Genomic DNA, 26162 nt, shown 5'->3' with positions numbered 1-26162 from the left:
AGGCTAACCGAATCCCCGGGGCCGTACGACCCGGATCTCCGGTGCGGAGTCGTACGGCTCAGATCGCCGACGCCGTGGTGTCGGTCCACAGGAAGTACGGAGAACACACAGGTGCAGTCGGCATTCCCGGTCACCGCCGCGCAGCGGAGCATCTATTTCGGGCATCAGCTCGACCCGGTGGGCCACCTCTACAACACCGGCATGTACACCGAGACCTTCGGAGAGGTCGACGTCGAACGGTTGGCGTCGACCGCGAAGGCCGTACTCGACCAGGCGCAGACGCTGCACGTCAACTTCGACATCGACGCCGACGGCACCCTCGTCCAGATCCCGCGTGCCGACCGCGACTGGACGCTCGACATCGTCGACTTCCGGGGCACCGACGACCCCGCGGCGGCGTCCACCGCGTGGATGCAGGCGAAGATGCGCGAGCCGGTGGACCTGGCCACCGACCTGCTCTTCACGTTCACGTTGCACCGGCTGGCCGACGACGTCATCCGGATGTACCAGCAGTACCACCACATCGTGAACGACGGTTTCGGAATCTCACTGGTGGTGGGGCGGATCGCCAAGGCCTACGCGCGTCACAACGTTCCGGAGACCGCATCCGAGTGGACCGTCGAGCGGTACGTGGCCGCCGACGTCGAGTACGTGGACGGAGCCCTGTTCCGGGAGGACCGGCAGTACTGGCTCGCCGAATTGGGCGATCTTCCGCAGATCCCGCATCTGTCGGCCGGACCGCTGCGGCCCGCCCCCGCCGTCATGACGGACACCTGGGCGATCGACGAATCCCGCCGGGAGCGCCTCGACGACTACGCGCGCGCACACGGGCTCCGGCTCTCCCACCTGCTCATCGCGCTCTTCGGTTCCTACCTGGCTCGTACCACCGGCACCCACGACGCCGTCTTCTCGCTCCCGACGACGGCCCGCGGCACCAGGGACCTGCGCGCGATGCCCGCGATGGTCGCGAGCGTCCTGCCGCTTCGGTTCGAGGTTCCCGAGTCCGCGCGACTGTGCGAGGTGGCCTCCGCCGTCGAGCACAAACTCTGGAAGCTCCTCAAACACGGGCGCTACCGCGGCGAGGAACTGGGCCGCGAACTGGCCGAACGTGACCCCTCGTGGCGTCCGCCCGGCATCGGCATCAACGTCATGCCCGCGTCGATCGCCAAGGACGCGATCGGCGACGTCACCGAGGGCCACGTCCTCTCGTCCGGGCCCGTCGGCGAACTCGAATTCACCGTGGTCCTGCACAAATCGGGTCTACCGATCGATGTCAACGTCAGGGCCCACCCGGACTGCGCGGACGAGGCGGCCGAATGTGCCCGCGGTCTGCGCGATTTCCTCGACGCCTTCCTCGCCGACCCCGACGCGCCGGTGTGGTCGGTGCGGCCCCGGGGCGCTCACGACGAGGACGGCGCCGGGCCACTGGCTCTGCTCCCGTCGCTCGCCGCGCTGCGCGACGCGGGCGGATCGCCCGCCCGCACCCGGTGCGCCTCGGTCCCCGTGCCCGCGGGCACCACCCGGGAGCACGTCGTCGGCGCGATCCGCGCCCTGCAGACCCACCACCACGGGCTCCGGGCGCAGCTGAGTACACCGACGCCGATCCTGTGGACACTCGACGTCGCGGACTCCGCGGCCGTCATACCGGAGGCCCTGCTCGGCGACGACGACCCGGACGTCACGGCCCGGCGGCCGCTCGCCGTCCGGTTCCGGCCGGGCACCGACGAGGTGACCGTCGTGGGTGCGGCGGCGATCCTCGATCCGAGATCGTGGGACGTGGTGCTCGCCGACCTCCGGTCCGCTCTGGCCGCCGTCACGGCGGGTCGTGACGTGCACCTGCCGTCCGTGCCGACGTCGCTGAAGGCGCACGCCCGGAACTTCACCACCGCGGCGTCCGCGCCGGATCGTCTTGCCGAGATCACGACCTGGATGGAGATCGCCGCCGCCGGTGGCGAACTCGTTCCTGCGGTGACCGGTGGTATCTCGGCGCCGGCCGACGTGGTGGTCGCGCTCCCCGCCGGTGCGGCAGCAGCCGCCGCGCTCGTGAAAGGGACCGAGATCGATGTCTGGTCCGCCGCGACGGCACTCGCGGTGAGTCGCTGGAGCGGCCGTCGCGGTGACGCGCTCGTGATCGACGCCTGGCACGACGGCCGCGACGGTCTCGGCGGGGAAACGCAGCTCGACCGCACCGTCGGCCCGCTCGGCTGGGTCGCACCGGTGCGCCTGCCCCTCACCGACGCCACGGAGGACGCGCAGGCCGTCCTGCGCGCCGCGAAGGAGGCGGCGCGGGCGACCCCCGACGGCGGCATCGGATGGCCGATGCTGCGCTACGCGAACGTCCAGGCGGGGCCCGCGCTGGCCATGTCGCCCGCCCCCCAGGTGCTGGTCCGGATCGGGGGAGACCGGTTGCGGGAGTACGTCCTCGACATCGCGATCGACCCCGCCACGGACACCGCGGTCCTGCACTCCGACCACGGGCTCGCGCCCGCCGATCTGGACGAGCTCGCCCGGCTGTGGCGGCAGGCGGCCGGGGACATCGCCGAAGCCGGAGGCACCGGCGGGCTGACTCCGTCGGACCTGGCGCACATCGACCTCGGCCAGGCCGAGATCGACCGCGTGCAAGCAGCGACCGAGGTGGAGATCGCGGACATCTGGCCGCTGTCGCCGTTGCAGCGAGGTCTCTACTTCCAGTCCACGTTCGACGACGGCACCGACATCTACACCGCCCAGTTCTCACTCGATTTCGGCCACCGCATCGACGTGGCCCGGATGCGCCGTGCCGCGGCCCGGCTGCTCGAGGAGAATCCCACCGTCCGTGCCGGATTCGTGGGCGACGGGGTCGCCGACCCGGTGCAGTTCATCGGTGTCGGACTGGAGGTGCCGTTCACCGAGATCGACCTCACCGGTCTCCCGCCGGACCAGCAGCAGGCGCGCGCCCGGGAACTGATGGAGGAGGACCGGCGGCTGCCGTTCGACCTCGCCGCCCCTCCGCTGTGGCGGATGCTGCTCGTGCACCTGGGCGATGTCGACCGGCTCGTGGTCAACCGCGAGTTCATCGTGTGGGACGGCTGGTCCGGGGCGCTGGTCGTCGACCAGCTCCTCGCCTTCTACGCGGGCGACGATCCTCGGCTGTCGACAGCGCAGTTCACCGACTACCTGGCCTGGCTGGGGCGCCGGGACCCCGAGGCCGCGGCGCAGTCGTGGCGCCGGGCGTTCACCGGATTCGACGAGCCGACGCTGCTCGCGGGCACGGTGCGGGACCGATCCGCCGTCGTCCCGCACCGGATCGAGTCGTACGTGTCGGAGGACGTGACGGCGGCGCTGCGCGAGCGAGCCCGGCACGCGGGCGTGACGCTCAACGCACTGATGAACGCGGTCATGGGCCTTCTGCTCTCCGCCGAATCCGGCCGCAGTGACGTCGTGTTCGGGTCCACCGTCGCCGGCCGCCCCACCGAGATCGACGGCCTCGACCGGGTCGTCGGCATGTTCCTCAACACCGTCCCGATCCGGGTGACGCTCGACCCCGCGGAAACCCTGGCGGATCTGTTGCGCCGGATGCAGGACGAGTACGTCCAGCGGATGGAGCACGAATACCTCGGCCTCGGCGAGATCCAACAGGCAGTCGGCCACGGCGAACTGTTCGACACGCTCTTCGTGCTGCAGAACTTCAAGGACGCCGCGACGATGGCGGCGCAGTCCGACCGCTACGGCATCGTGGCCGAGGACAGCCTCGACCACACCCACTACCCGCTCGCCGTCGTCGTGTCGCCCGGCGACTCGCTGCACGTGAAGATCGACTACCGCCACGATCTGGTTCCCGAGTCGAGAGCGCGGGCGCTGCACGAGCGCTTCCTCGCCCTCCTCGACCTACTCACGGGGGACCTCGCCCGAGCGGTCGGAACCGTCGACGCGCTCACGCCCACCGAACGCACCGACGCCGAGAACGAATGGCGGGCAACGCTTCCCGCAGTCGAGGACGCCACCGTCGCGGAGATGCTGCTGGGGCGTGCCGCACGGATTCCGGATCGCACCGCGCTCGTGTTCGGCGAGCAGAACTGCACCTACGGTGAGCTGTCGGTCCGCATCGAGGCCCTGGCCCGTGAGTTGATCCGTCGCGGCGCCCGGCCCGAGGTCGTCGTGGCGCTCGGCCTGCCGCGTTCGGTCGACATGGTGGTCGCGTTGTTCGCCGTCCTGCGCACGGGTGCCGCCTACCTCCCGCTCGAGCTCGATCAGCCCGACGGCCGGCTGCGTACCGTCGTCGACGACGCCCGGCCGGTACTGTTCGTCACCACCGATTCCGTCCGGGAACGGCTGGGGCTTCCCGCCGAACGCTCGCTGTGCGTCGACCGTGCGGGCAGCTCGGCTCCCGTCCGGGTCGCGGAAGCACTGTCCGATGCCGAACTCGGGGCGTTCGCACCGGGATCCGCGGGCCGGCTCGACCACCCGGCCTACGTCATCTACACGTCCGGATCGACGGGCACCCCGAAGGGCGTCGTCACGCCGTACCGGGGACTGACCAACATGCAGCGCAACCACCAGGATGCGATCTTCGATCCGGTGGTGGACTCCGTCGGCGGGCGGCGGATGCGGGTGGCACACACCGTCTCCTTCGCCTTCGACATGTCCTGGGAGGAACTGCTGTGGCTCGTCGAGGGCCACGAGGTCCACGTCTGTGACGAGGAACTGCGGCGCGATTCGCTCGCCCTCGTCGACTACTGCGATGCGCATCGGATCGACGTCGTGAACGTCACCCCGACCTATGCCACGCAGTTGTTCGCCGACGGCCTCCTCGACGACGCGGACGGCGGACACCGTCCACCTCTCGTGCTGCTCGGGGGCGAGGCGGTACCCGACTCGGTGTGGAACCGGCTGCGGGACACCGAGGGAACGCTCGGCTACAACCTCTACGGGCCCACCGAGTACACCATCAACACCCTCGGTGCGGGCACCGACGAGAGCGTCACGCCGACGGTGGGCGTCCCCATCCGATCCACCCGGGCACACATCCTGGATTCGTGGCTGCGTCCGGTTCCGGACGGGGTCGCCGGTGAGCTGTACATCGCGGGTGTGGGTCTCGCCCGCGGCTACCTGGGCCGCTTCGGGCTCACGGCGGAGCGGTTCGTCGCCGATCCGTTCGGAACCGCCGGAACCCGCATGTACCGCACCGGAGACCTGGTCCGGCGCAGGCCGGACGGCAACATCGACTACCTGGGCCGTACCGACGACCAGGTGAAGATTCGCGGATACCGGGTCGAACTCCACGAGATCGAGTCGGTGCTCGAATCCCATCCGGCGGTGGCATCGGCCGCGGTGATCGCGGTCCCGGACCCCCTCGTTCCGGACACCCGGCGACTCGCGGCGTACGTGGTGTGCACCGGAGAGCCGAACGACGCCGCAGTCGACGTCCTGCTCGGATACTTGCGGGAGTTGTTGCCGGACTACATGGTTCCCGGCCACCTCCAGGCTGTCGACGCGTTGCCGATGACGGTCAACGGCAAGCTCGACGTGGCCGCGCTGCCGGAACCGGAGCTGCGGCCCACCGTCGGGAGCCGTGCGCCGCAGACCGACACCGAGCGCGAGCTGTGTGCGATCTTCGCCGAACTGCTGGGCATCGAGACCGTCGGGGCCGAGGACGACTTCTTCGAACTCGGCGGCCATTCGATGATCGCGATGCGCGTGGTCAGCCGGGTCCGGACGGAGTTCGACGTCCAGTTGAGCATCCGGGACCTCTTCGAGGCACGTACGGTAGCGGCCCTCGCGTCGAGACTGCCGTCGGCCGAGCGGGCGAAGCCCGCGATCGTCGCGGGACCGCGGCCGGAACGCATTCCGCTGTCCGCCGCGCAGGAGCGACTGTGGATGCTGCAGCAGATGCAGCGCGACAGCCTGCCCTACCACTACGCACACGTCGCCGTACTGCACGGAACCGTGGACCCCGACGCGCTGCGCGCGGGATTCGTGGACGTGGTCACCCGGCACGAGAGTCTGCGAACGCTCGTCGACGCGACTCCGGAAGGCGCGTTCCAGCAGATCCTCGAGCCCGGCACCGCGGTGGACGATCAGCTGCGCTTCGACTACGTCGACGTGACCGGCGAGACCGACCCGGAGGCGGCGGCCCGCGTACTCGCGACCGCACGGCTGACCGCGAACTTCGATCTGCGCAAGGATCTTCCGATCCGCCTCACTCTCGTTCGCGTCGACACCGAGCGGTATCTGGTCGCGCTGGCGCTGCACCACGTCGCGACCGACGAATGGTCCGATGCGCCGTTGCTGGGCGATCTCGGTCGCGCGTATCTCGCCCGGGTCGCCGGGCGGGCTCCGGATTGGCAGCCGCTCCCGGTCCAGTACGCCGACTACACCCTGTGGCAGCAGGAGGTGCTCGCGGACGGGGCCGGAGACGCCGCACTCGGGTTCTGGGCCCGGACCCTGGACGGCCTTCCCGAGGAGATGCCTCTCCCCGTCGACCGGACCCGACCCGCGGTGCCGACCGGCGGTGCCGGCACCGTGCGTGCCGTGGTGGACCCGGACACCGGGGCGGCGTTGCGCGCCGTCGCGGATGCGCACGGGGCGAGTCCCTTCATGGTTCTGCACGCGGCCACGGCCGCGGCCCTGTCGCGGTTCGGCGCGGGGGACGACGTCGTCGTCGGGTCCCCGGTGTCCGGGCGCGGTGACAGCGCCCTCGACGACCTGGTCGGATTCTTCGTCAACACGGTGGTCCTGCGCACGGACGTGTCCGGCAACCCGACGTTCGCCGAACTCGTCGATCGGGTGCGGGAATCGGACCTGCTCGCGATGGACCACCAGGAACTGCCGTTCCAGCAGGTGGTCGAGCAGCTCGCGCCGCCGCGTGTCGACGGCCGCAACCCGCTGTTCCAGGTCATGCTCAGCTACCTGCAGCGGCCCGCCGTCCTGCCCGACTTCCTCGGCGTCCCCACCGAGTGGGAGCCGCTGTCGAACGTGCGTGCCAAGTTCGACCTCACCGTCACGTACGTGGACGCACCGGACACCGGCGAGATCGCGATCGTGCTCGAGTACGCCACGGACCTGTTCGACGAGTCGACCGTGAACTCGCTGGGACGATCTCTGGTACACCTGCTCGGAGTCTTCACCGACGAGTCGGTCCGCATCGCGGACGCGGCGCTGCTGTCCGGCGAGCAGGCGTGGGCCGCCCTCGCCCTCGGTGACGGCGGTAGCACGGCCACCGACTCGATCGGAGGCGTGCTCGCGGAGGCACTGTCGGACGCCGCGGCGCGCACCCCGGACGCGATCGCACTCGTCGGCTCCACGCTCACCCCCACCCCCACCCCCACCCCCACCCCCACCCCGGCCCCCGCCCCCGTCCCGTCCAGGGTGAAGGGACCCTTCGACCGGTCAGATCGGCCGAAGGCCACCTTCACCCTGACGTACGGGGAGCTGGCGGGGCGCTCGCGCCGGCTGGCGCGGCATCTGCTCGGCAGGGGAGTACGGCCGGGGGACATCGTGGCGATCGCCGTTCCCCGCTCGATCGACCAGGTGGTCGCCGTGCACGCCGTCGTCCACGCCGGAGCGGCCTACCTGCCGATCGACACCACATTGCCGCTCTCCCGGATCGAGTACCTGCTGGCGGACGCCGTTCCGGCGATGGTGCTCACCGCCTCGGACGTGGAGTTGCCCGAATCCGGGCACCCCGTGATCGCGCTGGACGACCCGGCCGTGGCGGCAGCTGTCGCGGAGCTCGATTCGTCCGTGCTCGGTGACACCGAGCGCGGTGGTGCACTGACCGCCGATCATCCGCTGTACGTGATCTACACGTCCGGCTCCACCGGTAAGCCCAAGGGTGTCGTCGTCTCACATCGTTCGGTCGCGAACCGGCTCGACTGGGTGCAGGCCGAATCGCCGATCACCCCACAGGACCGGATCGTGCTCAAGACGCCGGCCGGCTTCGACGTCTCGGTGTGGGAACTGTTCTGGCCGTTCCTGCACGGAGCGTCCGCCGTCGTGGCGGGACCGCGAGCCCATCGGGACCCGGCCGAGGTCTCCCGTCTCGTCCGCGAACACGAGGTCACGATCGCGCACTTCGTGCCCTCGATGCTGGACGAGGCACTGACCGGGGATGCCGCGGACCTGGCGAGTCTGCGCAGGATCGTCTGCAGCGGTGAGGCGCTCGCGCCGTCCACGGTCCGGCGAGTGGCGCACCGGCTGCCCGCGGCACGCCTGGACAACCTCTACGGGCCCACCGAGGCCGCCGTCGAGGTGAGCCTCGCCACCGACCTCACCCGGACCGCCACACCGCCGGACATCGGACGCCCCGGTGCGAATGTCCTGCTGTACGTGCTGGATTCGACCCTGAGGCCGGTTCCGCAGGGCGTGACCGGCGATCTCTACATCGGCGGGGTCCAGGTCGCGCAGGGCTACCTGCGCAGGCCGGGACTGACCGCGGAGCGGTTCGTCGCCGATCCGTTCGGGGACGCGGGGGACCGGATGTACCGCACCGGCGACCTGGCACGCTGGAATTCGCGCGGCGCGCTCGACTTCCTGGGACGCGCGGACGATCAGGTCAAGATCCGGGGCATGCGGATCGAGCTCGGCGAGGTCGCCGGCGCGCTGGAGTCGCTGCCGGATGTGGCGCGGGCGGCAGCGGACGTGCACGTACGCGACAGCGGCCCGGCACTCGTCGGATATGTCGTCGCCGAATCCGGTCGCGTTCTGGACCCGGCTGCACTCCGCGCCGCACTGGTCGGATCGATTCCGGACCATCTGGTGCCGTCCGTCCTCGTCCCGATCGAGGACATCCCGGTCAGCCACAACGGAAAGCTCGACCGCCGCAGGCTCCCCCGAGTCGATGTGCTCGAGGCATCGGCCGGTCCCGGGCGCGCGCCCGCCACGGAACTCGAGTCCCGGATGTGCGCCCTGTTCGCGGAGGCACTGGGCGGTGGTGTTCCGGACGTGGGTCCGGAGGACAGCTTCTTCGCGCTCGGCGGGCATTCCCTGTCGGCGATCCGGCTCGTGAACGCGGTCAAGGCCGAGTTCGGTGTCGACCTCGGAGTCCGCGAGGTGTTCGAGGCCCCGACCCCGGCGGCCCTGGCCGCCGCCTGCGCACGGGGCGGCGTGCGCGCGGCACTGCCGCCGCTGCGTCGCCACGAGCGGCCGGCGAACATTCCGGTGTCCTCCGCGCAGCGACGGATGTGGATTCTCGACCAGTTCGGTACGGGCACCGGGGTGTACAACGTGCCGATCTCGTGGCGGGTACCCGGCGTCGTCGACCACGCGGCGTTCACCGCCGCGCTCGGGGACCTGGCCCGTCGGCACGAGGCGTTGCGGACGGTGTATCCCGCCGGCCCCGACGGCGAGCCCGTGCAGGTGATCGCCGATCCCGCCGACGTGCAGGTGCCGACGGACACGGCGACGGCCACCACCGAGGACGAACTCGAATCGCTCCTGCGGGCCGCCGCGCGCCACCGCTTCGACCTGCGCACCGAGATCCCGCTACGTGCCACGCTCGTCGACGTCGGAGGTGCCGAGACCATCGTCGTGCTCGTCGTCCATCACATCGCTGTCGACGAATGGTCCACGGCCGCACTGCTCGCCGACCTGTCCGCCGCCTACGGACTGCGCCAGGTGGGTCAGGAGCCCGAATGGGAGCCGCTGCCGGTCCAGTACGCCGACTACGCCCTGTGGCAGCGCGAAATCCTCGGCGAGGCGTCCGCACCGTCCGCGCTCGCCACCGCTCAGCTCGACCACTGGACCCGGACCCTCGACGGGATCCCGGACGAGATCGAGTTGCCCGCCGACCGGTCACGGCCGGCCAGGTTCAGCTACCGGGGCGGTGCGGTGCCGCTCGGTGTGGACGCCGACACGGTGCGCTCGCTGCGCGAGCTCGCCGCCGCGCACGGCGTGAGCATGTTCATGCTGGTGCACGCCGCCGTGGCCACATTGTTGAGTAAATCCGGTGCGGGCGAGGACATCCCGCTGGGAACACCGGTGTCCGGCCGCCGCGATGCCCAGCTCGAGCCGCTCGTCGGGTTCTTCCTCAACACCCTGGTGCTTCGGACCGATCTGTCCGGGAACCCGAGCGTGGCCGAATTGCTGGAGCGGGTGCGGACCACCGACCTCGCGGCGTTCGAGAATCAGGACGTCCCGTTCGAGCAGGTGGTCGACGCGGTAGCGGGCCGTCGGGCGGGCGTGCGTTCGGTACACCCGCTGTTCCAGACGATGATCGTGTACCTCACCCAGCCGGACCCCTCGGAGTTGCTCGGTGCCGCGGTCCGTCCGCAACCGATCGAGCCGGACACCGCGAAGTTCGACCTGTCGTTCGACTTCGTCGAATACACCGGATCGGACGTCGTGGTCGGCGTGATCGAGTACAGCGCAGACCTGTTCGACCGGACGACGGTGACGCGACTGGCCGAGGGACTCGTGGCACTGTTGCGGCAACTGGCCGATGGATCCGCCACGCGCCGACTCTCCGAGCTCACCGTCCTGCCCGCGCAGGATCGCCGACTGATCGAGACCGTGTCACAGGCACCGGCGCTCGCACCCGTCGCGGACACCGTGCCCGCGCTCTTCGAGCGTGCGGTCGCGGCACACCCCGACCACATCGCCGTCGTGGACGGGGAGGGTGAACGGACTTTCGCGGAACTCGGGGACCGGGTGAACCGGCTCGCCAGGCTCCTGGTGGCGAGGGGCGTCGGACCCGAGGTCCCGGTGGCGCTGCTGATGCCGCGCACCGCCGACACGGTGGCGGCGATCCTGGCCGTCCTCACCGCGGGCGGAGCGTACGTGGCGATCGATCCGTCGACTCCCGCGTCCCGCGTCGACACGATCCTCCGGACGAGTTCCGCTGCGCTGGTGCTCACCACCGAGGCCACCACCACCACCGCCCTGCCCGCGCGCGGCGAGGCACTGGTGCTGGACGACGCCGCAACGGAGCGGGCGCTCGCCGACCTGTCGGGTGAGCCGCTCACCGATGCCGAACGCCGTGCGACGTTGCGGGCGGACCACCCGGCCTACATCGTGTTCACCTCCGGGTCCACCGGCATCCCCAAGGCCGTCGAGGCACGACACGGCGGACTCGTCGCGTTGTGGCACAGCCACCGCCGGGACCTGTACGTCCCCACTGCCGAGCGCGCCGGGCGTGACCGGCTCCGGGTGGGGCACGCGTGGTCGTTCGCCTTCGACGCGTCCTGGCAACCGCAGTTGTGGCTGTTGGACGGACACACCCTGTACCTCGTCGACGAGGACACACGCCGCGACCCCGGCCGCATGGTGGCGCAGGCACGACGGCAGGGCTGGGATTTCGTCGAGGTCACGCCGTCCCATCTCGCCCAGCTACTCGACGCGGGCCTCGTCGGGGAGAACGGGCCGGTCGCGCTCGGTTTCGGCGGCGAGGCCGTCACCGGCCCGCTGTGGGACCGGCTCCGCGCGCTGTCCGACAGCGACGGAATCCTGTCCTACAACCTGTACGGGCCCAGCGAGAGCACCGTCGACGCGCTGGTCGCCCGCGCGACCCGGGCCCCGGTTCCCGTTGCAGGAGGGCCGGTGGCCGGGACCGCCGCCAGGATCCTGGACCGGTGGCTGCAGCCGGTTCCGATCGGCGTGACAGGTGAGCTGTACCTGTCCGGCGCAGGTCTGGCCCGTGGCTACCGGAACGAGCCCGCGCTGACGGCTTCCCGCTTCGTCGCGGATCCGGACGGAGCGCCCGGCACGCGGATGTACCGCACCGGAGATCGGGCCAGGTGGCGCCCGGACGGGGCGATCCAGTACCGCGGTCGTGGCGACGACCAGGTCAAGATCCGCGGCCACCGAATCGAACCGGCCGAGATCGAGACGGTTCTGCTCGCCAGGACCGACATCGCCGACGCGGTGGTGATTGCCAGGACCGATCTCGGTGCCCCGGCGACGCTGTGCGCCTATCTCGTCCCGGCCGGGCCCCGCTCGGCCACCGGAGAGTTCGACGTCGAGGCGGTGCGCACTGGACTTCGCGCGGTACTTCCCGACTACATGGTGCCCGCCACCTACACCGTCCTGCCGCGGATCCCCACATCCGCGAACGGCAAGGTGGATCGGCGTGCCCTGCCGCGACCGGAACTCGACCTGGTGGCCTACCGGGAACCGCGGACCGGCACCGAACGGGTGCTGTGCCGTGCGGCGGCGGAGACGCTGGGTGTCGAGCGGGTCGGCGCCGGAGACGACGTCTTCGCGCTCGGCTGTGACAGCATCGCGGTGATGGCTCTCCTCGGCAAGGCCCGTGCCGAGGGACTGGATATCGATGCCGCACAGGTGTTCTCGTCGACGTCGATCGCGGATCTGGCCGCCCGTGTCGATTCGGGAGCGAGCGAATCGTGCCCGGTCGACTCGGTGAGAGCACCCGGCACTGCACGTACGGACGGCGACAACCTGGAAACGACGAGAGGAACACGATGAAACTCCGGTGGACTCGCAGGGGCCGCATCAGGGCGGGCGCCGTGTTGGCGGCCGCGGCGCTGGTGGTCGGCGTGAGCGCCTGCGCCTCGAACGACGACGACACCGATACCGGCGCGGGGGAGACGACGGCGAACGCCGATGCCTTCCCGGTGACGCTGTCGGGCAAGTTCGGTGACACGACGATCGAGACCCCGCCCGTTCGGGCGCTTCCACTCTCGCCCCAGGACGCCGACATCCTGCTCTCACTCGGGGTGACCCCGATCGCGCTGCCCGTGGACCGGCAGAACCTGGCGGCCACCGACGGAACCGGGGTGTGGCCGTGGGAGGCGACGGCGTTGGACGCGCTGGGCTCCGACACACCGGAACAGCTGAACCTGGACGCCGGTGCCGGCTCGATCGCCGAGAAACTGGTGGCGCTCGAGCCCGACGTCATCGTGTCCACCGGCTTCTGGGGACTGGACCAGGCGGCATTCGATCAGCTCGATCCGCAGGTCCCCGTCGTGCACTTCGACTCGAAGGCCAACGGCGAGCCCTGGCAGGATTCGACCCGCAAGGTGGCCACGGCACTCGGCATTCCGGAGAAGGCGGAGGAAGTGATCGCCGAGGCCACCGCGACCGCCGAGGCGGCGACAGCGGCGAATCCGGATTTCGCCGGCAAGACCTACAACGCCGTGATCGGCGATTTCGGCGGCGGTCAGCTCGCCGTCCTGGCCTCCGACGAACTCGGAATCGGCCAGTTCCTCAGCTCACTCGGACTCGAACTCAGCCCCTTCGCCGGCACCCTGCCGGTGGACCAGGACGGACGCGGGCAGCTGTCCTACGAGAACATCGCCGAACTGGATGCCGACGTGCTCGTCGTGGTCTCGCCGACCGGTGACCTCGGATACCTCACCAAGTTCGATGCGTGGAATCAGCTCCCGGCCGTCCAGGCAGGGTCCGTCGTGTCCCTCGCACGCAACACCGGCCGCCCCAATGCGGTCGGCTTCCCGTCGGCGCTGTCGCTGGAGTGGGCCACCGACCAGGTGGTCCCCGAGATCGCCGACGCGGTCGACAAGGTATCGGCCAACTGATGGCACAGGGCCGGATACTGCTGGACCTGAGGCCGCTGCGCGAGAGTGCCCCGTTCCGCAGGGTGTTCATCGCGCGGACGATCTCGATCTTCGGGATCGGCATGCTCATGGTGGGTGTACCGATCCAGATGTACTCCCTCACCGAGTCCTCGTTCCTGGTCGGACTCGTCGCCTCGGTGGAGGGTGGCGCAGCCATCGGCGGCATGCTGATCGGCGGTTCGCTGGCCGACCGTTACGACCGCCGGACGCTGATCCTGTTCGCGCGCACCGTGTCCGGCATCACGTTCGTCGGGCTGGCGATCAACGCCATGCTCGACTCCCCCTCGGTGGTGGCGATCTTCGTGCTGGCCGTGGTGAACGGCCTCATCGGCTCGATCAGTGTGGCGGCGCTCTTCGCCGTCATCCCGGCGCTGATCTCGAAGGATCAGCTGGTCGGTGCGGGTGCGCTCAACGTGCTCAGCGCCCGCGCCGGTTCGGTGGTCTCGCCCGCGCTGGGCGGCGTGGTGATCGCGGCGGCGTCGGTGGCCTGGAACTACTGGATCGCGGCCGCCGGCACGGCGATCACGGTCGCGCTGCTGTCCGGCCTGCCGTCGATGCGCCCACCGGAGCACGACGCCGAGTCGTCCGGGACCGACGGCAGTCCGGAGCACGGGAACTCGGTGCTGCGCTTCCTCGCCCGGTCACCCGTCGTCGGCGGGGTGATCGCCGCGGGGATGGTCGCCATGATCGGCGGCGGCGTCCTCGTGCTCGTTCCCGGCCTGGTCGACGAGAGATACGGGGGAGATTCGAGGGCCGCGGGCCTGCTCTACGCGGCCGCCGCCGTGGGCGCCGTGGCGGCGACGGTCACCAGCGGTTGGCTCACCCGGGCCCGGCGCCCGGGGCTGGTGTTGCTCGTCGCGTTGCCCGCGGGCTTTGCCGTCCAGGCGCTCGTGGGGTGGGCTGCCGGTATCGCCGTCGCCTTCGCGATCCTGGCTGTCGCCGGGGCCGTGAGCTCCGTCCAGGAAGTGCTGCGCTACTCGATCATCCAGACCCACACCCCCTCCCGGATGCTCGGCCGGGTGAACGGTCTCTGGTCGGCGCAGGAGGTCGCCGGACTGTCGGTCGGCGCGTTCGTGGCCGGGGTGTTCGGTACGGTCTTCAGCGCCTCCGACGCCATCGTCTACTACAGCCTGAGCGCCGTGGTCCTCGCGCTCGTGCTGTTCGTCGTCCTCGGGTCGCTGCGTCGCGTCGCGGGCGGCGCCCGGATCTCCGAGTTCTCGTCCACCGGTCCGGCAGCCGAGCCGGCAGACGCGTGATCCGCACCCTGGCCGTCGCGGCCGCCGTCGTCGCCATCGGTGTCTCGGTGTTCGGTGGCGTCGTCCACTACGTCGGCCCGGAGAGCAACACCCTGATCATGGCGTCTTCCTTCGTGCCCGTGTTCGTGGGGGCCGGTGTGCTCGGTGTCGTCGTACTTCTCCTCGTGCGGGCATGGCGGCTCGCGCTCGTCGGCGTGGTCGTCGTCGGCGCGGCGCTCGCGACCCAGGCCCCCCTGTTCGTCGGAGGGACCGATGCTCCGGGATCGGGTACGGCCGTGCGGGTGTTGCAGGCCAACATCCGGCTCGGGGAGGCCGACACCGACGACCTCGTCCGGCAGATCCGGGACCGACAGGTCGATGTCCTCACCATCGAGGAGCTCACCGACGACTCGGTGGGACGACTGCGGGAGGCGGGGATCGACGAGCTGCTCCCGGAACAGTTCCTGTCCCCGAAGCCTTCCGGCGGGGGCGGCACGGGAATCTACAGCCGATTCCCGCTCTCCGAGCGGGAACAGCTGCCGCACTTCTCGATGTCCAATCTGTCCGCGACCGTCGACCTCGGTGGCGGCGACCGGCTCGCGCTCTTCGCCGTGCATCCGATGCCGCCCTACCCGTCGCCGGCGTGGATGTGGGCGGACGAGATGGAGCGGTTGCGCGAGGCCGTCCACGCGCGGGCCGACCGAGACCCGGGGATCCCGGTACTGGTCAGCGGCGACTTCAACTCGACGTACTCGCACACCCGCTACCGCGCCTTCCTCACCGACGGTTTCGAGGACGTCGGTGAGCGTGTCGGGGCCGGCCTCGTTCCCACCTACCCCGCGGACACCTGGTTCCCGGCGATCATCGGAATCGACCGGATGATCGTGCGGTCCATGACGGTTCAGGAGTTCGAGGGTGTCCGCCTGGCCGGGTCGGACCATCACGGCCTCTTCGCCGTCGTGACCACCGAGACGGGCTCCTCGTGACTCACGCACGAGTGAGCGTGGTGGTGCCGGTGTACCGGTGCCTGCCGTACGTGACCGGGACGCTGCAATCGGTCCTCGACCAGACCCGCCCGGTCGACGAGATCGTCCTGGTGGACGATCGGGGAGGAGACCGGTCGATGCCGGTGGCGCGGGCGTTCCTCGACGAGCGCGGGGCCGCGTACCGGGTGGTCACCCACGACCGCAACCGTGGTCCGGGACCGGCACGCAACTCCGGATTGGCCGCGGCCACCGGTGACCTCCTCTGGTTCCTCGACGCCGACGACGTCGCCGACCCGCGGTTCGTCGAGCGTCTCGCCGGTGCGGTCGTGGGGTCGGGCGCCGACTTCGCGGTCTGTCGGACCCGTCGCGTCGACGAGCACGGAGTGGTCCTGGGGGTGGACGAACCGCCGTACCCGGCCGAGGAGCTCACCGGTCGGGAGTTCGCCCGGCTGCTTCTCCGGGGCCGCGCCAAGGCCTACCCGTGCACGAAACTGTTCCGGCGTTCGGTTCTCGGCGACCGGCCGTGGGACGAGCACCGCAAGTACGAGGACATCGCGGCGACGTTCCGGCTCGCGATGGGCGCCGGCCGGGTCGCTCTCGTCGACGAACCGCTCTACCGGTATCTCCACCGTTCGGGGTCGATCACCACGACGCTGTCCGAGGGCACGTTCGATCTGTTCGGCGTCGGGGACGACGTCCGCTCGACGGTGCTGGAGGACGGCTTCGGATCCGACTGGGCCGCCGACCTGCTCGGCTTCGAGTACCGGGAGGTGCTCACCTCGATCGCCCACGTCGCGATGCGGGCGAGCCACGTCGCCGCCGAGCGGCCGGCACTGTACCGCGATGCCGTGCGACGGGTACGCGCCCGGATCCGGCTGCGCGATCTCCCTCGTCTGGCCCGCACCGGACACCCGCGCGAGGCCGTGTTCGGCGCCTTCATGACCGTCTCGCCTGCGGCCTACTCGACCGTGTTGAGGTACCGATGACACCGACGCTGGACACACCTCGCCGTCGCCGGTTCCCCGACACCCGCAGTCTCGAATTCGATTCGGGCGCGCTGGTCGTCGCGGGCCTCGCCAACGGCGCGCTGGGCCTGGTCTTCTGGGCCGTCGCCGCCCGCATGTTCCCGGAGAGCGAGGTGGGCCGCGCGGGTGCGGTGATCAACACCGCGGTCATGCTCGCGACGGTTTCGAACCTGAGCTTCGGCCCCATGTACGAGCGGTTCCTGCCCCAGTCCGGATACCTCTCGCGACGGATGATCGTCGGTGGCCAGTGCGTCACCGGTGTGCTCGCCCTGGCCGTCGGCGCAGGGTTCGTGCTCGTCGGGCCCAGCGACCGACTGTTCCATTCCACCCTCGACGCGGTGCTGTTCCCGGTGTACGTCATGGTGCTGGCCGGCTTCGCCCTGGCCGATTCGATCCTCATCGGATTGCGGGGCGGCCGGTGGGCGGCAGTCAAGAACGTCTTCCACGCCGCCGCGAAGCTCGCCGTCGTCGCGGCACTGGGGGCGGGTGCCGTCGGCGGCACGGACGCGATGATCCTCGCCTGGCTCGTGCCCGCGGCCGTCGCCGTCCTGGTGGTGCAGGCCGTCGTCGTCGTCGCCGGACGCGGACTGCCGCGTAGCACCGCGCCGCGGCTACCCGGGATGCGCGCGCTCTGGGCGTACTTCGGTGGCGCCTACGGGATTACCGTGCTGGCCTCCGTGACGCCGCTGGTACTGCCGCTGGTGGTGGTCGTGAGCGTCGGCACCGAGGGCGCGGCCTACTTCACGGTGGTGTGGTCCCTCGTCGCGGCGATCATGCTGGGGACGGGCATGGTGACGGGCCCGTTCATCGCTGCCGCGGCCGCCGAGCCGGAACGACTGGCCGTGCTGCTCCGGCGGTTCCTCCGGCTGTACGCCGTGGTCGCCTGCGCGGGCGCCGCCGCACTCGCCGTCGGCGGGCCGATCGCCCTGTGGATCGTCGGCCAGAGCTACGCCGACAACGGCGCGACCCTGGTGCGTCTGATGGCACTCGTCCAGCTCGCGAGTGTGCCCGCCACCGTGTTCGGCGTCCTCTGCCGCGTGCACCGCACCCTGCGCTACGCCGTCGCGATCCAACTCGTCTCCACCGTGGGCGTCGTCGCGGTCTCCCTCTGGGCGGTGCCGCACTGGGGTGTCGACGGTGTCGGATACACGTTCCTGGCCGTGGAACTCGTCGTCGTGGCGGCGGTGGCCGTGCCGCTCTACCGGCGTGTACGCACCGATCTGGGGGAGAAGCGATGACACCGACCGTGACCGTGCTGATCCCGGCGTTCGACGCCGGGCGATTCGTCGGCGAGATGATGGACTCCGTCCTGTCCACGGTGGGCCCGTCGGTGGAGATCCTGGTGATCGACGACGGTTCCACGGACGACACGGCGGCCGTCCTCGCGAGCTACGACGACCGGCGGATCAGGGTGCTGCACCAGGACAATCGGGGCCTGGTCGCGACCCTCAACCGGGGTCTGGACGAGGCCCGCGGTGAGTTCGTGGCCCGGCTGGACGCCGACGACTGGATGGTGCGCGGGCGCATCGAGGCACAACTCGCCGCGATGGCCGCCGACCCCCGGCTGGTGAGCGTCGGCACCGACTACGTCCTGGTGTTCCCCGACGGCACCGAGAGTGCCCGTATCCGCATGCCGGCCACCGACGCGGCCTGCCGGGAGCGGCTGAGTCTGGCGAGCTGCCACTGTGGGCCGTCCGTGCTGCTCCGGATGGCGCCGATCCGCCGCGCCGGCCTGTACTTCGACGAGTCCGCCCGGCACGCCGAAGACTACGAGATGTGGACGCGGCTGACGGAGGTCGGCACGCTCGCGAATCTCCCGGTCCGCGGATACCGGTACCGGATTCACGACGACCAGGTCAGCACCGTGCATTCCGCCGCGCAGCGGAAGGTCCACCTCGCCGTGGCCGAGCGATATGCGCGAGCTCGCGGTCACGACCCTGTTCCGGAACGGAAGCTCGAGGGACTGCTGTGGCCCGAAGGCCCGAGGGCGACGCGCACCCTGCGGGCGTCGCGCGCCGCACTCGCCGTCCTGCGTCGGCAACGGGGCACCGAGTCGGTGCGGTTCGTCGGCCGCAAGGTCGTGGAGGCCGCGGCGAGGCGTTGAATCTCGTTCGGGTGAGCACACACTGCACGTCCGCGGACGTTCTGCGTCCCGTGCTGTCGAACCTTCGAGGGCGAGGTAGTCAGAAGGTCCGCGGATTCGTCGTGACATTCTCGCGAGCGCGGATTCGCGCGGCCACGTCCGTCACGACCGGTGCACGGAGCACCGACAGATGGTCCCCGGGCACCCGGACGGTCTCGAGGTTCCCGGTCACCAGTGCGGACCACCAGGCGGGGTCGTCGGAGTTGTCGGCGGTGAGATAGACCGTGGCGTCTCCGCGCCAGGGACGAGCGTGATGCCGGTTCCCGACCCGCAATCCCAACTCCCAGAACACCTTCTCCTGCAGCAGCGGATCCCGTTGCAGCAGGCCCGCGGTGTAGACCTGCCAGTGCGTGCGCAGTCTGGTGGCCAGCGGGGGGACCGCGCGGTGCTCGTCGGTGGCGACGAGACGTTCCCGCAGATCGTCCGCCGTCATCGGCGTGCGCGCGGCCACGATCGCCCCCGGCAGCAGCGTGTCCAGAATCGTCAGCGACTGCACCCGCTCGCCGCTGCCGACCAGGACCCGCGCGGTCTCGAGCGCCAGCAACCCGCCGAGCGAGTGCCCGACGAGCCGGTACGGACCGTGCGGCTGCTGCGCGCGAATGGTGACCAGATGGCGCCGGACCATCGCGGCCACGGCGAAATCGGGGAGTGCCCGATTCTCCAGCCCCTGCTGCTGTAGTGCGTACGTGGTGTAGTCACCGGCGACCTCACGGGCCAGCGATACGAACGACGACGTGTTTCCGCCCGCTCCGCAGAAGCACCACAACGGTTGCTCGCCCCGATCGAGGAGAACGGCCGTCGGCGGAAGGCCGCCGCGCAGGAGTGCCGTCGGCGGAAGGCCGCCGCGCAGGAGTGCCGTCGGCGGAAGGCCGCCGCGCAGGAGTGCCGTCGCGGGGAGCGCACCGCGTCGCCGGGATGCGCCTATCTGCGTTGCGATCCCGGCGGGTGTGGGGTCGGCAAGTGCCCGGCCCACGGAAATCCTGCTGCCGTAACGGTCCGCCAGGGCGGCGAGGACCCGCTGGAGGGCGAGCGAATCCGCACCCAGTGCGAACGGGTCCTCGTGGCGCCCGACGGTGTCCAGCCCCAGTGCCTGCGCCCACTGCGCGGCCACCACGCCCTCCACCGACGTGCGCGCCGGTGCCAGGTCACGGGGGACGTCCGGGATCACGAGCCGGGACCGGTCGATCTTCCCGCGTTCGGTCCGGGGAAGGGCGGTGGTGACGACGAGGTGGGTGGGCATCATCCACGAGGGCAGGAGCCGGGCCAGGTGCGTCCGCACCTCCGATGCAGCCGGGGCGGGGGAGTGTGGCGCCGGCGCGTAGAACACGGCCAGGTGCTCCCGGTGGTCCCGCTTGTCTGCGAGCACGGCACATTCGGCGACGCCCGGGTGCCGGAGCACCGCGGTCTCGATCTCGGCGACCTCGACCAGGTATCCCCGGATCTTCACCGCGTCGTCGGCCCGGCCGATCAGGTGCAGCGTGCCGTCGTCGTCCCGTCGGGCCAGGTCGCCCGTCCGGTAGCGGCGGACGCCGTTGCCCAGATCGGTGAATCGGCCGGCATCACCACTGCGGTATCCCTCGGCGAGATAACGGGATTCGAGGACGATCTCGCCGATCACGCCCGCGGGCACCGGCTCACCGTCCGCGTCGAGCAGGAGCACCGTCTTGTTGGTGGCCGGGTGGCCGGCGGGAAGGACGCGGTCCGGCACGGCCGCGCCGGCCGGAAGTTCGTGGAACGCGAGATTGCCCGTCTCGGACGAGCCGGACAGGTTGCAGAAGCCGATGTGGTCACCGAGAACGGTCCGCATGGACCGGACGTCGCGGCCGTGGATCGCTTCCCCGCACGTCGTGACCAACCGCAGCTCCGGCGCGGGCTCGGTGCAGGCGGCCACGATCCGGCGGAGCAGTGACGGGGTGGCGTGCAGTGTCGTCGGACGGTGGCCGGCGATCCAGGCAGGCACCGCGTCGATGCCCCGCTCACGCGGGTCGAGGACGTCGAGGGTGGCTCCGTTGAGCAGGGCGTGCACGACCACGTCCATCCCGCCACCGAAGCTGAGCGGCAGCGCCATCCCGATGCGGTCACCGGGGCCGATGCCCAGGGTGCGGTGGAAGTCCACTGCCTGGTTGAGCCACAGACGCTGTCCTTGGATCACCGATTTCGGTTGTCCGGTGGAGCCGGACGTGAACAGCAGAACGGCGCAGTCCGAGTGCGCGACCGGCGGCAGTGTGCCCGTGGACGTCGGGGTCGGGAAGGTCTTCGGGGACAGCCGGAGTGCGTCGGCCCCACGCACGATCGCCGCCCGGCGCTCCTCGGGGAGCTGGGAGTCGAGCAACACCAGCGGGCGACCGGACAGCAGGACGGACACGATCGCGACGACACAGTCGAGGCTGCTCTCGGTGTCGAGTGCCACCGGGCGCCGGTCGTCGTCGGAGACCAGCGAACGGGCGGTGCCGGTGGCGCGCGCGTGCAGGTCCCGGTAGGTGATCGTCTCGTTCCCGCACACCACGGCCGGACGGACGCCGTGGTCGGCGACGATCTCGCCGAAGCGTTCTCGAATCGAACTCCACGGGACCGCCACGTCCCGCCGCACCGTCGGGTCCTGGTTCACCGAACTCCCAGGCGGGGGAAGAGCAGACGCGCGGTGTTCTCCGCCTCTGCGGCGAGCGGCCATCCGGACAGGATCCAGATGTCGATTCCGAGGGCGTCCTGCATCTCCTGCATGCGAGCGGCGACGTTGTCGGCGCTGCCCACCAGGTAGGTTCCGGTGCCCTTGCCGGCCACGTCGAACGGCGGCTCGGCCGCCGTCCAGGTGGTGAGGCCGGCCGCCATGTTCGGGGCGAACTCGAGATCCGCGCGGGTCGGCAGGCGTCCGGAGCGCAACGCCTCGATCCGTGCCCGGACCTGAGCGTCCGGTGAGGTGAGGGCCTCGAGCGGGTCGAACCCGAAGCTCACGAGATTGCGGTCCGCGGTGGCGAGAACCGACTCCGGTGAGGTGTTCGCGAGTTGCCACTCGAACCGCTCCCACGCCTCGTCCTCGGTCTCCCGCACGATCACCGAGGCCAGCACGCCGAAGCGCATGCTGCGACCGGTCTCGGCTGCCGCCTTGCGGACCTTGGTGAACAGGGTGGACATCTCGTCGACCGGGCCCATGAACGTCAGGTACGCATCGAGAACCTCGGCGGCGTGGTCGATTCCGGCCGGTGACGCCCCGGTACCCCAGATCGGTACCCCGCCGGGTTGGCGGGGACCGGGGATCTCGGGCTTGTACCGCGGTCCGTACTCGAAGTGGTCGCCGGTGAACGCGTCGGCCTCGTCCAGGTAGAGCTTGCGCACCTGCGTCCAGTACTCCACCGAACGCGCATAGCGTTCGTCCTTCGGGTGGAACAGGCCGTACCGCGCCAGCACCGGATCCGCTCCGTTGACCTGGTTGAAGATCAACCGGCCGCCCGAGTAGTGATCGAACACCTGCGCCTGCTCCGCCATCAGTGCCGGCGGCTTGACGCCCGGGTACTCCGGCACCACGAAACGCAGCCGCTCGGTGTCGCCCACCAGTGCGACGGCCTCGCGTGCCGTGGTCAGGGCACCGAAGAACCCGAGCCGGTCGAGGGTGCGGGCCTGGTGGCGCAGCGCCTCGAACGACGGCGTGTCGCGGTGCCGCGGATCCCACGGCACCGCACCGTCGTTCGCGCCGATGTACCAGAGGATGTCCGGATGATCCACGGAGCTACCGTTCGTCGCAGAACTCGGTGATCGGCAATCCGACGTGGCGTGCCTCGCTCGGGACGTAGCCGAGCAGCTCGTCGCCCGCGGACAACTCGGTGACGTTGTTCACCGACCCACCCGGGCCGAGCAGGCGCACGTGCCAGTCGTCCTGGGTGATGACGTTGACGGTCTTGCCGTTCGGTGCGGTCGCGGTGATCGACAGCAGTGGACGCTTCTCGATCTTCACCCGGCCGATGCGTACCTCGCGCACGCTGCCGTCGGAACGGACGGCGAGGATCGGGAAGCCGGCCTGCAGCTCGCTGACGTAGCGGGTGCGGTTCTCCGGGCCGAGCACGTACGAGTGCACCGCGCCGGCGTTCCAGCGGAAGGGCCGCGTCGGCATGTAGGGCAGCGGATGGGTTTCGCTGCAGGACAGGAACATGCCGGTCGAGAACGAGCCGATGAGGCATCCCTCGTCCTTCTCCAGCAGCGAGCAGGTGTCGATACACGCGCGATCGCCCATCCCGATGTGCTCGATCTTGTCCACGACCAGGACCGACAGTTCCATGTGCTCGGGCTGGTGTTCGACGATGTTCGCGAGCCGGGCGACGTCGTCGGCCGAGCGCGGCGCGAGCAGCAGTCCGTCGGAGCCGTGCTCGAGGACGAGCTTGACGATCTCGGCGTCCTCGACGTCGGTGACCGTGGTGACGGTGCGGCCGCCGGAGTTCTCGGCGGCGGCGATCACGATCTCGAGTGGGATCTTCGTCGGATCGGTGAAGGTGAGCAACGTCCACGGCACTTCGCGGACGACCTCGCAGGCTTCCTGCAGGCTCGCGGCATCGGAGACGACGACGTGGACGCCGCGATCCGGTGTGTGGCCGATGTGGGGGGACCGGGCGTCCGCGCGGTCGGCGACCACGACGAGATCGGCGTCCTCGTAAGGGAAGTCGTCGACGGCCGGGGCATCCACCAGGAGGATCCGCCGGATGGTCGGCGGCAGGCCGTCGAACACCCGGGGGTCGTCGGCGACCAGTCCGTCGATGCGATGGTGCAGGGCCGCCTGGACGACGGCGGGGAGGAGGGCCTCGTCCAGCGCCCGGACGTCGAGCCAGCCGAAGTGGCCTTCCCGGCTCACCGGGGTGCGGCGCAGGTCGGTTCCGGCACCGGCCAACGGGACGATCTGGTCGGTGACGATTGTGCTGTCCATCGTGGGACGTATTCCCTTCATAGCGGTCTTCGATCTGGGATGACACCCGCGTGCGGCGGGCGGGTTTCGGGCGGTGTCGAGTCTCAGGCGGTCTCGAGCTGGGCGGCGACGTCGATTCGCTCGCCGATCACCGCATTGTGAGTGCCTGTGCCGGTGCGATTCCCGGCAGACCCGCGGTCGTGGACCAGGTGTGCCAGCGCGGAGGCGACTCCGTGCGGGTGGGTGGCCTCGAAGATGTTGCGTCCGAAGCTCAGGCCCGCAACTCCCGAATCCATGATCTCGGCGGCGAGCGCGACGACGTCCTGGTCGTCGCCCGCACGGTCACCGCCCGCGACGCAGATCGGCAGCGGGCAGCTCGCCGCCACCGCCCGCATCGTCTCGCTGGATCCGCTGTAGTCGAGTTTGACCATGTCGGCACCCAGATCGGTCGCGATCGACGCGAGGTGGGCGAGCTCGGCCGCGGTGGGCATACCGCTGCGTCCCGCTCCGCGGGCATACATCATCGCAAGCAGGGGGACGCCGAGCGTCTCGCACTCCGCCGAGATCCGTCCGAAGTCCTCGAGCTGAACCCGTTCGGTGGCCGAACCGATGTTGACGTGGACACTCACCGCGTCCGCGCCCATCCGGAGCGCGTCTTCCACCCCGGCGACCAGGGTCTTGGCGTGGGTGTCGATGCTCATGGTGGTTCCCGCGGACAGGTGCACGATCAGCCCCATGTTCGCGAAGGCGTCGGGATCGACGTGCCTGGCGCGGCCGCGATGCAGGACGACGGCGTCGGCACCGGCGTCGGCCAGGGTCCGGATCAAGGTGTCGGCGTGGTCGGCGCTGCCCAGCGGGCCGACGGTGACCGAGTGGTCCAGCGGGACGACGAGGGTGCGACCGGTCCGGTGGTCCGAGATCCGGGACAGCCGGATTCGCTTGCCGCTCGGGGTATGCCGGTGCGCGCGTGCAGGCAACGTCAGCATCCTAGGACTCCAATCGGTCAACTCCGTATGACCCGACGACTCCGGAGGAAACTCCGGCAGATTAGGGTAGGCTACACACATTTGTTACCGACCGGCAGTCGGGGGTGCGAGATCTACGCCACACCGCTGGCCTCGGGGTATTTCCACGGGGTGGGGAACGGGAGCCCCAGGTAGACCTCGCCGAGCGCGCGCCGCTCGGCCTCGGATTCGGTCCAGCGGCGTAGCCGCGCGAAGCGCAGTCCCGTCTCGATCGGGTCGGTCGGGTCGGCGTGCAGCGTCGCGGTGAGCGTCGCCGAGAACAGTTGCGCCTGCCAGATCCTGGGCAGGCAGGTAGCCGAGTACGCCTCGATTTCCGTGCGGGAGCCCGTCGCATGGTGGGCGCCCAGCGCGTACGCGAGCGTGGACGCATCCGACACCGCGAGATTGAGACCCTTGGCTCCGGTCGGCGGCACGATGTGCGCGGCATCCCCCAGCAGGAACAGGCGTCGGTACTGCATCGTCTCGCACACGAAGCTCCGCAGCGGGGCGAGTGACCGGTCGAAGATCTCGCCCCGGTCGAGCGCGGGTGCGTCGTCGGCGGCGCTGCGCGTGGACAGTTCGTCCCAGATCCGCTCGTCCGGCCACTCCGTCAGTGCGGTGTCGGCCGGGACCTGCAGGTATTGGCGCGTGATCCGGGGGCCCCGCATGCTGTGTACGGACAGCCCTCGCTCGTGGGCGCAATACATTCCCTCCGGTGTCGCCGGGGTGCTGTGGGCGAGGATGCCGAGCCAGGAGAACGGGTAGGCGCGCGTGTGTTCCCGGCGCAGCGCCGCCGGTATCGCGTGCCGGCTCACCCCGTGGAAGCCGTCGCAGCCGGCAACGAAATCGGCGTCCACCTCGGTCTGCACGCCGTCCTTCTCGTAGACGACGCGCGCGTGATCGGCGGACAGGTCGACGTCGGTCACCCGGGCGCCGAACACGAGCGGACCACCGCCGGCCAGGCGCTGGGCGACGAGATCCTTGACCAGTTCCTGCTGGCCGTACACGGTGGCGTGTCCACCGGTGAGGGCGTGGAAGTCCAGGTGATGGGTCGCGCGGTCGAAGCGCAGGTAGAAGCCGTCGTGGGTCATTCCCTCGCGGTCGAGTCGCTCGGCCGAACCGATGTCGCGCAGGAGGTCGACGGTGGGCTGTTCGAGGATGCCTGCGCGGGTGCGGTTCTCGATGTACTCGCGGTCCCGGGCCTCGAGAACGACCGAGGTGATGCCCTGCAGTTCGAGTAGTCGGGCGAGAACGAGACCGGCCGGGCCGGCGCCGATGACGACGACGTGTGGACGCACGCGGTGATCCTCCGGTGAGAGTGGACGGGAGGCCCGGTCCGGAAGGTTCCGGCAGGTCGAGCCCATGTGACAGTG

At 70.4% G+C, this 26162-nt stretch carries 12 protein-coding genes; 7 read left to right on the top strand and 5 right to left on the bottom strand.

Annotation, left to right across the window (positions count from 1 at the left end; all coding sequences use genetic code 11):
- The first annotated feature begins 111 nt into the window (after positions 1-111).
- Genes G4H71_RS04175 through G4H71_RS04145 form a run of 7 tightly spaced genes read left to right on the top strand, consistent with a single transcriptional unit; the run spans position 112 to position 18858 of the window.
- Positions 112-12399 carry a non-ribosomal peptide synthetase gene (locus G4H71_RS04175; protein ID WP_139183105.1) on the top strand — a complete coding sequence of 4096 codons (12288 nt, stop codon included), beginning with the start codon at positions 112-114 and terminating at the stop codon, positions 12397-12399.
- Entirely contained in the window at positions 12396-13469 is a 1074-nt protein-coding gene (locus G4H71_RS04170) for an ABC transporter substrate-binding protein (RefSeq protein WP_072737890.1), read from the top strand. The genes G4H71_RS04175 and G4H71_RS04170 overlap by 4 nt, the downstream gene beginning before the upstream one ends.
- Positions 13469-14764 (top strand): enterobactin transporter EntS, encoded by a 1296-nt coding sequence (entS, locus tag G4H71_RS04165; protein ID WP_072737889.1) that lies wholly within the window; start codon positions 13469-13471, stop codon positions 14762-14764. Before G4H71_RS04170 ends, entS begins: the two co-directional genes overlap by 1 nt.
- Positions 14761-15729, top strand: coding sequence for an endonuclease/exonuclease/phosphatase family protein (locus G4H71_RS04160; RefSeq protein ID WP_246442576.1), 969 nt, complete (start codon positions 14761-14763; stop codon positions 15727-15729). The genes entS and G4H71_RS04160 overlap by 4 nt, the downstream gene beginning before the upstream one ends.
- Positions 15726-16715 (top strand): glycosyltransferase family 2 protein, encoded by a 990-nt coding sequence (locus G4H71_RS04155; RefSeq protein ID WP_072737888.1) that lies wholly within the window; start codon positions 15726-15728, stop codon positions 16713-16715. The genes G4H71_RS04160 and G4H71_RS04155 overlap by 4 nt, the downstream gene beginning before the upstream one ends.
- The gene (locus G4H71_RS04150) at positions 16712-17992 is read left to right on the top strand and encodes a lipopolysaccharide biosynthesis protein (protein WP_072737887.1); all 1281 of its coding nucleotides are present in this window, start codon (positions 16712-16714) and stop codon (positions 17990-17992) included. Before G4H71_RS04155 ends, G4H71_RS04150 begins: the two co-directional genes overlap by 4 nt.
- Positions 17989-18858 carry a glycosyltransferase family 2 protein gene (locus G4H71_RS04145; protein WP_072737886.1) on the top strand — a complete coding sequence of 290 codons (870 nt, stop codon included), beginning with the start codon at positions 17989-17991 and terminating at the stop codon, positions 18856-18858. The genes G4H71_RS04150 and G4H71_RS04145 overlap by 4 nt, the downstream gene beginning before the upstream one ends.
- 79 nt (positions 18859-18937) lie before the next feature.
- Here G4H71_RS04145 and G4H71_RS04140 read toward each other — a convergent pair whose 3' ends face one another.
- From G4H71_RS04140 to G4H71_RS04120, 5 genes are all read right to left on the bottom strand, one after another.
- Positions 18938-21505: an alpha/beta fold hydrolase gene (locus G4H71_RS04140; protein WP_072737885.1), complete on the bottom strand. Its 2568-nt coding sequence runs from the start codon at positions 21503-21505 to the stop codon at positions 18938-18940.
- On the bottom strand, positions 21502-22617 hold the full coding sequence (locus tag G4H71_RS04135) for an LLM class flavin-dependent oxidoreductase (protein ID WP_072737884.1): 1116 nt from the start codon (positions 22615-22617) through the stop codon (positions 21502-21504). Before G4H71_RS04135 ends, G4H71_RS04140 begins: the two co-directional genes overlap by 4 nt.
- Positions 22618-22621: 4 nt before the next feature.
- Positions 22622-23806 carry a 3-dehydroquinate synthase II family protein gene (locus tag G4H71_RS04130; RefSeq protein ID WP_072737883.1) on the bottom strand — a complete coding sequence of 395 codons (1185 nt, stop codon included), beginning with the start codon at positions 23804-23806 and terminating at the stop codon, positions 22622-22624.
- Positions 23807-23889: 83 nt separating this feature from the next.
- Complete coding sequence (locus G4H71_RS04125) at positions 23890-24771, bottom strand: 2-amino-3,7-dideoxy-D-threo-hept-6-ulosonate synthase (protein WP_072737882.1); 882 nt, start codon at positions 24769-24771, stop codon at positions 23890-23892.
- 113 nt (positions 24772-24884) lie between these two features.
- Positions 24885-26087 (bottom strand): 4-hydroxybenzoate 3-monooxygenase, encoded by a 1203-nt coding sequence (locus G4H71_RS04120; RefSeq protein ID WP_072738050.1) that lies wholly within the window; start codon positions 26085-26087, stop codon positions 24885-24887.
- Positions 26088-26162: the final 75 nt, after the last annotated feature.

The sequence above is a fragment of the Rhodococcus triatomae genome (assembly GCF_014217785.1).
GTDB lineage: Bacteria > Actinomycetota > Actinomycetes > Mycobacteriales > Mycobacteriaceae > Rhodococcus_F > Rhodococcus_F triatomae.
The sequence above is the reverse complement of the archived record's forward strand: the minus strand, read 5'-3'. Positions and strand labels throughout refer to the sequence as shown.

Excerpts from the sequence above, each read along its gene's own strand:
- G4H71_RS04170 (WP_072737890.1), top strand. The coding sequence starts at position 12,396 with ATGAAACTCCGGTGGACTCGCAGGGGCCGCATCAGGGCGGGCGCCGTG.
- entS (WP_072737889.1), top strand. The coding sequence starts at position 13,469 with ATGGCACAGGGCCGGATACTGCTGGACCTGAGGCCGCTGCGCGAGAGT.
- G4H71_RS04150 (WP_072737887.1), top strand. The coding sequence starts at position 16,712 with ATGACACCGACGCTGGACACACCTCGCCGTCGCCGGTTCCCCGACACC.
- G4H71_RS04145 (WP_072737886.1), top strand. The coding sequence starts at position 17,989 with ATGACACCGACCGTGACCGTGCTGATCCCGGCGTTCGACGCCGGGCGA.
- G4H71_RS04130 (WP_072737883.1), bottom strand. The coding sequence starts at position 23,806 with ATGGACAGCACAATCGTCACCGACCAGATCGTCCCGTTGGCCGGTGCC.
- G4H71_RS04125 (WP_072737882.1), bottom strand. The coding sequence starts at position 24,771 with ATGCTGACGTTGCCTGCACGCGCGCACCGGCATACCCCGAGCGGCAAG.